Origin of the sequence: Halomonas sp. YLB-10, from assembly GCF_003856855.1 — a bacterium.
GTDB classification, from domain to species: domain Bacteria; phylum Pseudomonadota; class Gammaproteobacteria; order Pseudomonadales; family Halomonadaceae; genus Halomonas; species Halomonas litopenaei.
Window position 1 is genome coordinate 231,591 of record NZ_RRCU01000002.1, and the last position, 13,160, is coordinate 244,750.

The window sequence follows — 13,160 nt, forward strand, 5'->3', positions numbered from 1 at the left end:
CTAGAAGCGATAGCTCAGGCTACTGATCACGCTTCGCGATTCGCCGTAGTAGCACCAGTAGTCACAGGAGGCGACGTACTTTTCATCGGTCAGGTTGGAGACGTTGACCTGGGCGCGCCAGTGCTCGTCAAAGTCATAGCGCCCCATGGCATCGAAGACGGTGTAGTCGGTGACATTGATGTCACCATCCACCGACTCGCCGACGTGACGGATACCACCGCCAAGCGCCAGGCCATCGAGCCGTCCGCCCACAAAACTGTAATCCAGCCAGGCAGACGCCTGATGGCGAGGAATCAGCGAGGCACGATCGTCGTTCTCGTCTCGGGCATCGGTATAGGTGTAGGCAGCGGTGAGCTGCAGGTTGTCGGTCAAGTAGCCAACCCCTTCGAGCTCGATCCCCTTGGACTCTCGCTCCCCCTTCTGGATCGGCGTCCCGGTAGGCCCTGATACCAGGCTATTGCTTTCCTCAAGATCGAAATAGGCGGCCGACACATAGCCATCCCAGCCTGGAGGCGCATACTTCATTCCGAGTTCCCACTGCTCTCCTTCCAGTGGCTCATAAAGCGAGCCGCCATCGTCGGTCCTGGCCAGCGGTTGGAAAGACTCGGTGTAGCTGAGGTAGGGGTTGAGACCGATATCGCTCAGGTACATCACCCCGCCCGACCAGGTCACTTCGCTGTCATCGGCACGCTGCACCGCTTCGCCGCGAACCTCGTTGTCGGTCTCGGCATCGTCGTAGCGCACCGCCCCCAGCAGCACCCAGCGATCGTCGATACGCAGCTGGTCCTGCACGTAGATGCCCAACTGGTCCTTGTCGATATCACGATCTTTGGCCTGGTCACTGGTGGGTGCCGTGAAATTGCCATACTCGGGCGAAAACAGGTCGATGGAGTCGCCGAAGGGAAAGACATCGGTCTCTTCTCCCTCGAGGCTCAGATCCTGGTAATCCAGCCCCATCAGCAGGGTGTTTTCGGTACGCTCGGTGAACCAGGTCCCCACCATGCGGTTATCCACGGTAAAGCTGTCGATGTCACCGTCACGTTGCAGGTGACCACGTGCGCCAGTGGTCGGAGAGTCCGCAAAGACCATGTAGGTACTGCGCAGGTCGAGGTCGAGCTCGCTGTAGCGCAGGTCCTGCTCGAAACGCCAGGTATCACTGAAGCGGTGGCGGAACTCGTAACCCAGCGACATCTGGGTATGTTCATCCTTGTCGTAGCCCGGCTCACCATAGTTGGTGTCCCGGTCGATGGTACCGAACGGCGTATCCTGCACGGTGCCGTAGGGCGTCTTGAAGGGGTTGGTCGGAACACCGTCATCCTTCTGGAAGCTGGTCAGCAGCGTCAACTGGGTGTCGTCCGACAGGTCCCATTCCAGGCTCGGAGCAATGTAGTAGCGATCGTTGTAAGTATCGTCCAGATCACCATCACGCTCCTTGTAGAGCCCGACAAAGCGATAGCGCACATCGCCGCTTTCGGTCACCGGACCAGAGCTGTCGAAGGCAATCTGACGGTGATCACGATTGCCCACCTGTACCTGGATCTCGCCCTGGGGTTCCGCCGTGGGGCGCTTGCTGACGGCGTTGATCAGGCCGCCAGGGGGCGCCTCACCGTAGAGGATGGATGCAGGTCCCTTGAACACCTCGATGCGCTCGAGCCCAAAAGGCTCCGGTAGCCATTGGTAAAACCCTTCGCGGTAGATGCGCAGACCATCCTGATAGGTCGCCTGATCGAAACCACGCACCTTGAACCAGTCGGTGTTGTTGTCGGAGCCATAGTGACCCGACAGAACACCGGCGCGGTAGCGAAAGGCCTCATCGATCTGCTGGACGTTGCGCTCGTCGAGCTCCTCTCTGTCGACGCTGGATACCGAGCGGGGCGTCTCGAGCAGCGGTGTATCCACCTTCAGGGCCGTCGCGGTGACGACCATGTCGTCCTGCGCGACATAGGACGCAGACTCCTCCTGGGCAAACGCCATCCCCGCCCCGGCAAGCGGGGCCAGCCCCAGCGCGAGGCGCACGGCGATGGCAAGCGGGCGACGGGAGACAGGCCTGCCGGGCAGGAAGTCGGTGAACCGTGGACTGGCGGATGGACGGGGACTGGCGGGTTGCATGCGGTGGGCCTCGGAGCGCATCGAAGACGACAACGAACGACGTTGAACGTTCGTGAAACATGTTCGATATGCTAATTGTTTTCATTTTTACACGCAATCAAGACCAGCTTTCATTTACAGAAATCCCGCCAAAGGCCGATGTCGATCAAGGGCTGCGAAACCACCTCGCGCCATCAGCGACACCAGAGCGACCCATTAACCACAGGCACACGAAAGCCCGAACCAGCCGTGCTCGGGTGCGAGGGAGCCAGGCAGGGGGGATGGATGAACCGCTGGATGGTGGCGAGAGCGCTCTACCGGCTGAGCGAATCGCCCTACAGCGGATCGAGCCGGGCCACGGCATCACGACTGGCGGCCTCGCGGCTGGACCCGGTGAGTTCGACAAGCTGCCCCGAGCGCATCTCGAACAACCGGTCGGCGTGCTGAAAGTAGTGATCGTCGTGGCTGATGGCGAACACCGTCTTGCCCATGTCCTTGAGTCGCGGCAGCAGCTCACGATAGAACACCCGTCGGAACTGCGGGTCCTGGTCGGCGGCCCATTCGTCGAGCAGCAGGATATCTCGCTCCTCGGCCACCGCCATCAACAGCGCCAGCCGCTTGCGCTGCCCCTGGGACAGCTCCGGGTTGGTGACCCGCTGGCCGTCGAAGTGAAGCTTCTCGCGCATCGCCAGGTACTCGAGCCAGTCCTCGACCAGCGCGGGGTCGGCCTTGTCACCGCCAGGGCCTATCAGGGTGTCGAACTGGTGGAAGTCGGTATACACCGCGGAAAAGCGCTGGCGATAGGCGCCCAGCTCATCGGCCCCCACCTCCTCGTCGTCGATCAATAGACGCCCCTGGTGGGGCCGGTAGAGACCGGTCAGCAGCTTCGCCAGGGTCGACTTGCCGCTGCCGTTGCCGCCGATCAGAAATACCAGTTCACCACGCCGCAGGGTCAGGTCCAGCGGCCCCACAGCGAAGCCCGGGCCTTTCGACGCTCGCCCTGCCCCGTCTTCTTCGTCGGACGCTTTAGCGGGCTCGGGGTAGCGAAAGGCCACGCCTTCAAGTTGCAGTCGCTGCCAAGGCTCGCCATCTGCCTCCTGCACCCCGAAGTCGCCCTTGGCCTCGGCCAGATCGAGTCCACGCAGTTTGTCGAAGGCCACCTGCGCGCTTAGCAGCGTCGGCAGTGCGCCCACCGCCGAGATCAGCGGGGTACGCAGGAACAACAAGGTCAACGAGAAGGTCGCCGCCACCTCGGTGGTGGCCCAGCCAAGCCCATTGGCCAGATAGAACACCACCCCGATGGCGCCGAGCATCATGATATTGGAGACATTGACCGCGCTCAGGTGATAGGTGTCGGCGCGGATGACGTGGTGACGATAGCGGCGGGCATCACGATCGTAGGTGTCCTCGAACAGGGTCCGCGCCCGGGCGCGATTGAGCGCCAGTTCCTTGCGTCCATCGATGACCGCCTGATAGTCGCGATAGAGCGAATCTTCGGTCGCACGAACCTGGGCCAGATGGCGGTAGACCCGCCCTACCAGGCAGGCCCCTCCTGCCATGGTCAGCGTGACCCACAGCGCGGTGACCAACAGCAGCCCGGGGGACAGCCAGCCGAGATACAACGCCGAGCCCAGCGTCAGCACGATGCCCTGAACCAGCTCGGGCAGACGTACGAAAGCGATGGTGATATTGCGGATATCGCTGGACAGACTGGCCAGTAATTCGGCGCTGCCCAGGCGTTCGAGGCGCTCGATATCGGTGTCGAGGATCTGCTTGACCAGACGGCCTCTCAGGCCATAAACAAAATGATGGCCCAGGGTGGTCAAGGCCAGCTGAGAGGCCAGAGTCACGGCCAGCAATGCCACGATCACCCCGAGAAACTGCGGCAGCACGCCAAGCGCATCTCCGGACACCTCGATCAAGCGGCGGTTGATAAAGGCGATGGCGCCGATACCCAGTCCGGCACTGGCAAGGCTCAGCAGCATGACGCCGATAAAGGGCCAGCGATAATGACGAAAGACGACGCTCAACAATTCCACGAAACAGGACCTCGAGGGGCGGGCCGGACGGCGCTTTCGCACCGCTTAAACGGTGTCGATCGTCGCCCTGGCCATGATAATGCGGGCAAGAGGCCGGTATTGTCCCAGAGGCAACACACCATGGAAAGCCGCATGCGCACCTGACTTTTCAAACAGGGATCATCCCTGAAATAGCGCCAGGTCGGCTCTTTCGTGCACGTTTGAAACAAGCTCTATGGCGGCGTCATCGATAGGCAACAGAGCCTTGCATGTTTCTTTCACAAGACTGGCTTGAAATCTTGTACATAACCTCCACAATGATTCGTGCAACATCGCAAGTCGCAGCACAGGAACCCGCTGCGACCGATGACATCGCTGGAACCATCCGCGAGAAGGAGAAATGGAATGATCCGCAAGAATCTGCTGACTACCGCTATCGCAAGCACCGTCTTCGCCGGCACCATGGCCGTGGGCACCAACGCCTTCGCCGAGCAGAACACCGCTCAGAATAATGGCGCCGGTAACCAGCAGCAGGCTCAGGGCCTCTACTCCGCCGATGAGCTGATGGACGCCGACGTTTTCGCCAAGGGTTCGAGCGAGGATGAAGTGGGCGAAGTCGAGGACATCCTTCTCGACAATGATATGAAGGTCCGCGCCATCGTCGTCGAAGCGGGCGACCTGCTTGACCTCGGCGGCAGCGAGTATGTGGTCGAAACCGGCAACTTCACCGTGCAGACTGCCAACGGCGACAGCCTCGACAACATCGAGTACAGCGTTCATCTGGACATGACTCAGGACGAGGTGTCCCAGCTGCCCGAATACACCGATACCTGGTGGAACCAGACCAAGTCCAGCGTTCAGCAGGCCTGGATGGACACCAAGGAAGGCGCCCAGAGCGCCTGGCAGACCACCAAGTCTGCTACCGCCAACGCCCTGACCAGCGCCGGCAACGCCATCGAAGGTGCGGGCGACAATGCCCAGGACGCCGCTCAGGACGCTACCAACTAAGAGCGATCCGAAGCTGACGGGCAGCACCCGTCAGTCAGCGAACACACCCGGCCTTCGCGCCGGGTGTGTTGCGTCTGGCTCCCCGAATTCGCTTCCCTAAAGGCCTGCATACCCGTTCGGCCCCGCCGACCAGGACCCGCCGCCGACTATTCCTCGCGCCGACTATGCCTCGCGCCAACCAGGCCCTGCCGACCAAGACCTGGCGACTAGGCCTCGCGCCAACTAGGCCCTTCTGACCAAGACCTGCCGACCAAGACCTGCCGACGATTAAGCTCTCCGACTAAGCCCGGCCAGCAATGGCTTGCCGGTCAGCGGGTCTTCCACCAGCGAGCAGTCCACGTCATAGAGTTGCCTGACCAGTGCCGGCGTCACCACCTTTTCCGGCTCGCCCTCTGCCACCAGGCGCCCATCGCGCATGGCGACCAGGTGGTCGGCGTAGCGGCAGGCGCTGGAAAGATCGTGGACCACCATGATCACCGTACGCCCTCGCTCCACCAGCCGATGCAGCAGTTCGAAGACCTCCAGCTGATGACCCAGATCCAGCGCCGAGGTGGGCTCGTCGAGCAGAATGATCGGTGTCTGCTGGGCGATGGTCATGGCGATCCAGGCGCGCTGGCGCTGACCGCCGGACAGGGTATCGAGGGCGCGTTCGGCCAGGTCCTCAAGCCCCGCCGCGGCGATGGCGCGCGCCACCACCGCCTGGTCCTCCTCGCTCCACTGGCGATACCAGGCCTGGTGGGGCTGGCGCCCGAAGCGAATCAGGTCGCTGACGCTCAGCCCCTCCGGGGCCGACGCTTCCTGGGGCAACAGGGCGATGCAGCGGGCCAGCTTGCGCGCCGCAAACCGCTTGAGGTCCTGGCCTTCGAGCCAGACGCGCCCGCCACTTGGTGCATGCAGGCGGGACAGCCCGGCCAGCAGCGTCGACTTGCCGCAGCCGTTGGGGCCGACGATGGCGGTGAGCTTGCCCCGCGGGATCGTCAGGTCGAGACCATCGATGACCTTGTGACGGCCGTGGCAGAGCACCAGGTCCTCGACCACATAGGGATGCGGCACTGCGGTGTCCCGCTGCTGGCCCGAATCCGGGTGCGAAGCCACCTCGGCCCGGGGAATCCCATCGGATCGTGAAGACAGCGTCAGTGACATCAAGGTCCCCTTGCACAAGCGCCCCCGGCCGCCATTGGCCCGGGAGCGGGTCAATATGAATTCAGCGGCGAATCAGTATCCACAGAAGCCAGGGGCCACCGACCACGGCGGTGACGATGCCCACCGGCAGCTCCAGCGGCGCCAGCATCAATCGTCCCGCCAGGTCGGCCAGCACCATCACCGCCGCCCCGGCCAGGGCCGCAGCGGTCAGCGGGACCTGACGGTTGCCGCACAGATGGCGCGCGATTTCCGGACCCAAAAGCCCCACCATGCCGACCGGCCCCGCCACCGATACCGCCAGCGCCGTCAACGCCACCGATACCACCAGCACCTGCAGCCTGCGACGCCTGAGCGGCGTCCCCAGGCCGAGTGCCACGGCATCGCTGAAACGCATCAGGCTAAGCGAGCGCGACAGCCACAGCGCCACCGGGGTGAGCAGCGCAAGACCGATGGCGAGAACGACGACGGCTCCGGCCGGCCGTGAGTTCAGGGTGCCCACGGTCCAGGGGTAGGCGGCGTTGGCCGCATCGATGGCGGCACGCGACATTATCAGCTGGGTCACCGCGGCGAAGATCGCCCCGACGCCGATGCCGGCGACGATAAAGCGATAGCCCTTGGCACCGCCTTTTGCACCGCCCCCGGCGGCCAGACCGAAGGTCAGGGCCGCTGCGGTGGCCGCCCCGGTCAACGCCATGGCAGAAGGCGCCAGGCTCAAGCCCATCCCCACCACCGAGGCCACCGCAAAGGCGGTGGCGCCGTTGTCGATGCCGATGATGCCGGGCGTGGCCAGACGGTTGCGCGCCAGCGTCTGCATCAGGCACCCCGACAGCCCAAAGGCGGCACCGCTGGCAAGCGCCGCCAACAGCCGTGGCAGGCGTAGCTGTTCCACCACGAAGGTATCGAGTATCGCGCCCTGTCCATGGATGACCGCCCAGATTTTACCCGGCGACAGCGGTTTCTCGCCGAGGCACAGATAGGCCAGGCTCGCCCCGACCAGCAAGACAGCGAGCAACAGGGCGCCGAAAAGCTGGCGTCGATCGACCAGCAGGCTGAACCGCCCACCGCGCAGCAGCCACATGCCGTCGGGGATGGCGCTGGCATCGCGACGGTCGTGACAGTCGCGATATTCATCCGACGAGCGGGTGGCGGCGGCAGACAAGGAACGATCATCCAGCATGGTCACAGGCTCGGCAGACGGCGGGCGCGGACGACGCTGATCAGCACCGGCGCCCCGCATAGCGCGGTCAGCACCCCCAGCGGCATCTCCGAGGGCGCCACCAGGCGGCGCGAGATCACGTCGGCGGTCAGCACCAGTAGAGGCCCCAGCGGCAGGCACAGCCACAGGGTGCGACGCAGCTCCGGGCCGGCGATGGCACGGGCGATAAAGGGCACCACCAGGCCGACGAAGGCGATCGGCCCGGCGATGGCGGTGGCCCCGCCCACCAGCAGGGCGACGATCAGGATGGCCAATAGCCGCAGTCGCCCCGGATGGTGACCGAGACCGGCGCTGGCGCGCTCGCCCAGCGCAAGGCTGGCCAGCGGCCGCACCACCATCACCAGCACCAGCGCCGCCAGCGCCATGCTGGGCAGTACCGCCAGCAAGTCGTCGAGCCGCCGTCCCGACAGGCTACCCACCACCCAGAAACGAATCTCGTCGGCGGCGCGCCGGTCGGTGATCAGGATCAACGAGGTCATCGCGCCAAGCAGCCCCGAAAAGGCCGCCCCCGCCAGCACCAGGCGCACCGGATCGGCGCCGAGCCCACGGATGCGGCTAACCCCGAGCACGCACAGACAGCCGAACAAGGCCCCCAGCTGGGCGACGCCGATGCGCAGCTCCAGCAGGCTGCCACCCAGCAGCAACATCAGCGCGACGGCAAAGGCGGCGCCGGCGCTGACGCCGAGCAGGCCCGGCTCGGCCAGGGGATTGCGGGTGATCGACTGCAGCAGGGTACCGGAGACGCCCAGCGCCACCCCGACCACCAGGCCGACCAGGGTCCGCGGCAGCCTCAGGTCCCACACCACGAAGCGTGCCTCCTCGTTGCCCAGGCCCAGCAGCGCCTGGAACGACAGCACCGGGCCGATCTCCCCGGCACCCACGACAAGGCTCGCCATGATGGCGAGCCCAAGCAGAACGACAAGGCCGAACAGTATTCCTGCGGGTAAGCTGTGCTCTGCACTCACGGTGTCACGACGCCCTCCAGGGCCTGCTCGATGTCATCGAGCACCGCCTGGGCAGCGATGGGACCGCTGGCACTGGTCCACAACTGGCCGTCCACCGCCACCACACGGTCGTTGCCGACCACCGCCAGACGCTTGAAGGCGTCGCTCTGCATCGCCTGATCCAGCGCCTCGGCCCCGTTGGCGTCCAGGGTCGCGACGAACAGCCAGTCACCGTCGACCCGGGACAGCGCCTCCAGGCTCAGCGGGTCGCTGTGGGGCCGTCCCTGCGGCACCAGCTGATCGTCCTGGACGTCGAGGCCGGCGGCGGCGAGCAGGCCGGTGGTGAAAAGCTCGGTGGACATCACCAGCGGCCCCTGGGGCATCCAGCGAATCAGGAAGGCGTTGTCCTGGGACGTCTCTGCCTCGAAGGTAGCGGCGAGCTCGGCGGCGCGCGCTTCGACCGTCTCGATGGCGCGATCGATCTCGCCTTCGTGGCCCAGCGCCCTGCCGAACAGCCGCGCCTCGTCCTTCCAGGCCTCGGGGTCGAAGCCCTCGGTCGCCGGTACCACGGTGGGAGCAAGCTGCGACAGCAGCGCGTAGGTATCCTCGGACAGTCGCGAGGAAGCCAGGATCAGGTCCGGCTCGAGCCCGACCACCGCTTCCACATTGACCTCGCCGGCGGTGCCCACGATCTGGATATCGGGCACCTCATCCTTCAGGTAGTCGGCCACGTCCTCGGCGGCACGGGTCGCCACCGCGCCAAGCGGCGTCACCCCGGCGGTCAGGGAGGTGTCCAGTGCCCCTTCGTAGAGCGTGACAACCCGCTCGGGCTGGCCCTGGATCTCGACCTCACCGAAGGCGGTGTCGAGGACGCGAGGTTCCTCCTGGGCGCTGGCCACCCCCAGGGTGACCAGGCTGAGTCCGAGTGCCAGGCCGATCCCCGGACCTACTTTCTGGCCCAGCGCGACGGCGCCTCGGGCCAGGGGTGACATTCCACGCATGCTCATCTTCCTTGTCGGTTCCCCCGCAATGGGGCGGGGCATCACTATTGACGCTTATAGTAATCAATCTCGTTTGAGAATATCTGCCCTTCTCGTCCAGGCTCGCGCAACGATGCGTTCGATCATGGCGGACAGGCATTCCCATTTCTTCCCTTGGTCCCCCAGGGATCAGAAATCGACGTTCAGGCCCAGCCACAGCCGGCGGCCATCCTCGACGTAGCCATACTCGTCGTAGTCGATGTCTTCATCGAACAGGTTGTAGATGCCGACGTTGACGCGGGCGGCGTCGGTCAACTGATAGCCGAGGCCGGTGTCGACGAAGGTGTAGTCCGGCGCGACGATTTCACTCTGGGACGGGCCGGTGGTGGGCTGACTCTCGTCGCCACGGTAGGTGACCCGGGTCCACTGGGACAGGCGATCGTTGATCTCCCAGTCGAGACTGGCCGAGAACTCGTGCTCCGGCAGCTGGGTCAGGGGCTCGCCCTCGTACTCGCCACTCTTCTGCTCGGAGTCGGTGTAGGTGTAGCTCGCCGACAGCTCGAGCGAGTCGCCAAGCGGCGTCGACAGCGACAGCTCCACCCCCTGGGTGACCGCTTCGTCGACGTTGACCCGATAGGTGGGGTTGCTGCCGAACTGGTTGGGGCCGTCGGTACAGACGTCGGCCGGACACTCGATCCGCGTGATCTTGTCGTCGAAGTCGTTGTGGAACAGCGTGGCGCTGGCCGACAACCCGCCAGCCCCGTTATAGAGAAGGCCCAGCTCCTTGTTGAGCGAGGTCTCCGGCTCGAGATCCGGGTTGCCGTAAACGTCACCGCCGCGGCTGACCTGGCCCCAGTCCGGGGTGATTTCCCTGAGGTCCGGCGAGCGATAGCCGGTGGACACGCCACCCTTGAGGGTCCAGTCCTGGGTCATGTGCCACACACTGTAAAGCCGTGGGCTGATCTCGGAGCCGTAGTTCTCGTCATGATCCATGCGCACGCCACCGGTCAGCGACCAGTCGTCGAGCAGCATCCATTCGTCCTCGGCGAACAGCGCCCATTGGCTGTTGCGGACATTGGTGAGATCCGAGATCTGGTTCGAGGTACGATCGTCCAGCTCCTCTTCCTCGAAGCTTGCGCCGACGGTGACGATATGGGCACCGAGCGGCACCACCAGGCTCGACTTGGCGTTGGTGTTGGTGATCTCCATCTCGCGGCTCTCGTTCTCGGACACCTCGCGCTGGACATAGGTCTCGCTGGTGCCGAAGGAGAAACGCCCGGTATGGGTCAGGGCGACGTACTCCTGGGTGTAGTCGTCGAAGCTGTCCTCACAGCCGCCACGACAACCGTCCGGATCGACGCTGTTGCCCACCAGCGCCTCGCGCTGCTGCTCGGTGCGACTGGCCTCCAGCGCCAGGTCGTGGTTGACGCTGGGTGTCAGCGACAACCTCGCGGTCAGGCTCTGGACCTGCTTGTCCTCGTAGCCATAGAGGATATTGTCTTCATCGCGCTGGGTCGCACGGCCGTAGAGGGTCAGCCCGGCCAGCCCCTCGACCAGCGGACCGGAGGTATAGAAGTTGGCCTGGCGACTGTCGCCGGACGAGCTGTCTTCCTGCAGCATGGTGTCGAGCTGCAGGTTGCCGTGCCACTCATCGGCCACCTTGCGGGTGATGACGTTGATCACCCCACCGATGGCATCGGAGCCGTACAGGGTGGCCATGGGACCACGCACCACCTCGATGCGCTCGATGGCCTGCAGCGGCGGCAGCCAGTCCTGCTCGAAGCCGGCGCTGCCGTTGGGGCGGGTCTCACGAGTACTGACACGGCGCCCGTCGATCAGCAGCAGGGTGTACTCCGCGGGCATGCCGCGCATGCTGATGTCGTAGCCGTTGTCGCCACCACCGCCGCCGGTGACGATCACCCCGGGCACGTCACGCAGGGCGTCGGTGACGTCCTGGTAGTAGCGCTTCTCCAGATCCTCCCGGGTCACCACGCTGATCGAGGCCGGCGCATCGGCCACGCTCTGATCGAAGCCTGAGGCGGTGACCACCACGTCATCAAGCGCCATGTCTTCGGCGCCGAGCGCCGGCACTGCGCCACACAGGGCGATCCCCGACAGCCCCGCCGCCAGGCGGCGAATGTGAAGCGACAGAGGGTGAAGCGACAGGGAACGAGGTGACAGGCTGTGAGATGACAGGGGTTGAGCTGACAAGCGCTGAGGCAACATCTTCTTCATGACTCCGAAAAGGGGTGGCAAGCCACCCGGTGGCACGCGCAATGGCTGGCGTTTCAGGACCGCCGCCCTGGGTCGAGACGACCTGCGCATAACAACGAATGTGAATATTTATCATTTAGATTCTTCCATTAAAGTTGCACAATTGCTCGTGAACGTGACGTTGCAACTCTCGCAACCCCCTCCCGAAGCTGGCTTGCCTGTCTTGCCTGTCTTGCCTGTCTTGCCTGTCTTGCCTGTCTTGCCTGTCTTGCCTGTCTTGCCTGTCTTGCCTGCCTTGCCTGCCTTGCCTGCCTTGCCTGCCTTGCCTGCCTTGCCTGCCTTGCCTGCCTTACCTGCTTTCCTGCCTGATTCGCCCGCCCCTACTCGCCTTGCCCGCCTGCCCTCCCGGCTTGCGTCGCTCCACGCGCAGGAAGTGCACGGCTGGCATGCGGTAGAGGCTGTCAGCACAAGGGAGAATGATTTTCATCCGCACGATCCCGTGGCATACTGGCGGTTCGTGTTGCCCCTCTTCCCGCTTGCGTGATGCCATGCCAGATCTCGACGAACTGCTTGCCTTCAACCGCGTCATGGAGACCGGAAGCCTGACCCAGAGCGCCATCCAGCTGGGTCTGGCGAAGTCGACCTTGAGCCGGCGAATCAGCCAGCTCGAGTCGCGGCTGGGCCAGCCGCTGCTCAAGCGTCAGGCCAACCAGCTCCTGCCCACCGAGGCCGGACAGCGCTACTACGTGATCAGTCGGGAAATCCTGGAACTCGCCGAACAGGGTCAGCGCACCCTGGACAGCCTGCGCGAGGACGTCAGCGGCGAGCTTCATGTCGAAGCCCATCGCACCCTGACGCGAAGCTGGCTGGGCGGCGTGATGGAGACCTTTCTGGAACGTCATCCGGCGATACGCCTGACGCTGAGCACCGGCGAAACGGCGCCACGGGATCCCGACTTCCAGGGCATCTGCGTATGGCTTGGCGAAACCGACGAGGGCAACCTGCGCCAGGAGCGCCTCGGCGCGCTGGAGCGCGGCATCTACGCTCATCCGGACTATCTGGCGAAGCACGGTACCCCGGAGGCTCCCGACGCCCTTGGCCATCACGCATGGATCGACCTGATGGGCGACAGTCAGGGCGGCATCACCCTGTCCCACCGTCACGGCGGCACGGTGCACTTCCAGCCACCGGCGTCACGCTTTCGCGTCGACCAGTCGATGCTGCATATCGACGCCATCGCCCGGGGACGCGGGCTCGGCATCCTGCCGGTGTGGACCACCGAAGCCCGCGAACGCCATCACCCCGGCGAACTGGTGCGCTGCCTGGAAGACTGGTCGCTGGCACCGCTGCCGGTGACCCTGCTTTACGGTTTCGGCCATCAGCCGCGCAAGGTCAGCGCCCTGCTCGACCATCTGCGCGACGCCGTGCCGGACGCCTGGCGAGCCCTGGAGACCACAGCCCTGCCCCGCCGTCAGGCGGGGTGAGCCCCTCCCGCCTTGCTTGCATGTTTGCTACGCTTGGTCTCGGTTACACGATTCACAACCGCACG

At 64.6% G+C, this 13,160-nt stretch carries 9 protein-coding genes; 2 read left to right on the forward strand and 7 right to left on the reverse strand.

The window, feature by feature from the left end; translation table 11 throughout:
• Together EBB56_RS04970 and EBB56_RS04975 are read right to left on the reverse strand one after the other, a co-directional pair.
• On the reverse strand, positions 1 to 2,109 hold the full coding sequence (locus EBB56_RS04970) for a TonB-dependent siderophore receptor (RefSeq protein WP_260425293.1): 2,109 nt from the start codon (positions 2,107 to 2,109) through the stop codon (positions 1 to 3).
• 314 nt (positions 2,110 to 2,423) lie between these two features.
• Entirely contained in the window at positions 2,424 to 4,127 is a 1,704-nt protein-coding gene (locus EBB56_RS04975) for a multidrug ABC transporter permease/ATP-binding protein (RefSeq protein WP_124803200.1), read from the reverse strand.
• Between the two features lie 384 nt (positions 4,128 to 4,511).
• On the opposite strand from EBB56_RS04975, the gene EBB56_RS04980 reads away from it, so the two are divergent.
• Positions 4,512 to 5,114 carry a hypothetical protein gene (locus EBB56_RS04980; RefSeq protein WP_052704314.1) on the forward strand — a complete coding sequence of 201 codons (603 nt, stop codon included), beginning with the start codon at positions 4,512 to 4,514 and terminating at the stop codon, positions 5,112 to 5,114.
• A gap of 267 nt (positions 5,115 to 5,381) precedes the next feature.
• Here the strand turns inward: EBB56_RS04980 and EBB56_RS04985 are convergent, their stop codons facing one another.
• From EBB56_RS04985 to EBB56_RS05005, 5 genes are all read right to left on the reverse strand, one after another.
• A complete protein-coding gene (locus tag EBB56_RS04985; RefSeq protein WP_083970345.1) occupies positions 5,382 to 6,257 on the reverse strand; it encodes an ABC transporter ATP-binding protein in 876 nt (291 codons plus the stop codon).
• Positions 6,258 to 6,318: 61 nt separating this feature from the next.
• Entirely contained in the window at positions 6,319 to 7,434 is a 1,116-nt protein-coding gene (locus EBB56_RS04990; protein ID WP_124803202.1) for an iron chelate uptake ABC transporter family permease subunit, read from the reverse strand.
• Between the two features lie 2 nt (positions 7,435 to 7,436).
• Entirely contained in the window at positions 7,437 to 8,405 is a 969-nt protein-coding gene (locus EBB56_RS04995; protein ID WP_260425305.1) for an iron ABC transporter permease, read from the reverse strand.
• Between the two features lie 29 nt (positions 8,406 to 8,434).
• Positions 8,435 to 9,418 carry an ABC transporter substrate-binding protein gene (locus EBB56_RS05000; RefSeq protein WP_260425294.1) on the reverse strand — a complete coding sequence of 328 codons (984 nt, stop codon included), beginning with the start codon at positions 9,416 to 9,418 and terminating at the stop codon, positions 8,435 to 8,437.
• Between the two features lie 168 nt (positions 9,419 to 9,586).
• The gene (locus EBB56_RS05005; protein ID WP_124803634.1) at positions 9,587 to 11,464 is read right to left on the reverse strand and encodes a ligand-gated channel protein; all 1,878 of its coding nucleotides are present in this window, start codon (positions 11,462 to 11,464) and stop codon (positions 9,587 to 9,589) included.
• A gap of 695 nt (positions 11,465 to 12,159) precedes the next feature.
• Between EBB56_RS05005 and EBB56_RS05015 the strand changes: the two genes are divergently transcribed.
• A complete protein-coding gene (locus EBB56_RS05015; RefSeq protein WP_124803206.1) occupies positions 12,160 to 13,095 on the forward strand; it encodes a LysR family transcriptional regulator in 936 nt (311 codons plus the stop codon).
• Positions 13,096 to 13,160: the final 65 nt, after the last annotated feature.

Bases quoted from the DNA above. Each gene is read 5' to 3' on its own strand.
- EBB56_RS05005 (WP_124803634.1), bottom strand. From the start codon at position 11,464: ATGGCGCTTGATGACGTGGTGGTCACCGCCTCAGGCTTCGATCAGAGC.
- EBB56_RS05015 (WP_124803206.1), top strand. From the start codon at position 12,160: ATGCCAGATCTCGACGAACTGCTTGCCTTCAACCGCGTCATGGAGACC.
- EBB56_RS04985 (WP_083970345.1), bottom strand. From the start codon at position 6,257: ATGTCACTGACGCTGTCTTCACGATCCGATGGGATTCCCCGGGCCGAG.
- EBB56_RS05000 (WP_260425294.1), bottom strand. From the start codon at position 9,418: ATGCGTGGAATGTCACCCCTGGCCCGAGGCGCCGTCGCGCTGGGCCAG.
- EBB56_RS04990 (WP_124803202.1), bottom strand. From the start codon at position 7,434: ATGCTGGATGATCGTTCCTTGTCTGCCGCCGCCACCCGCTCGTCGGAT.
- EBB56_RS04980 (WP_052704314.1), top strand. From the start codon at position 4,512: ATGATCCGCAAGAATCTGCTGACTACCGCTATCGCAAGCACCGTCTTC.
- EBB56_RS04970 (WP_260425293.1), bottom strand. From the start codon at position 2,109: ATGCAACCCGCCAGTCCCCGTCCATCCGCCAGTCCACGGTTCACCGAC.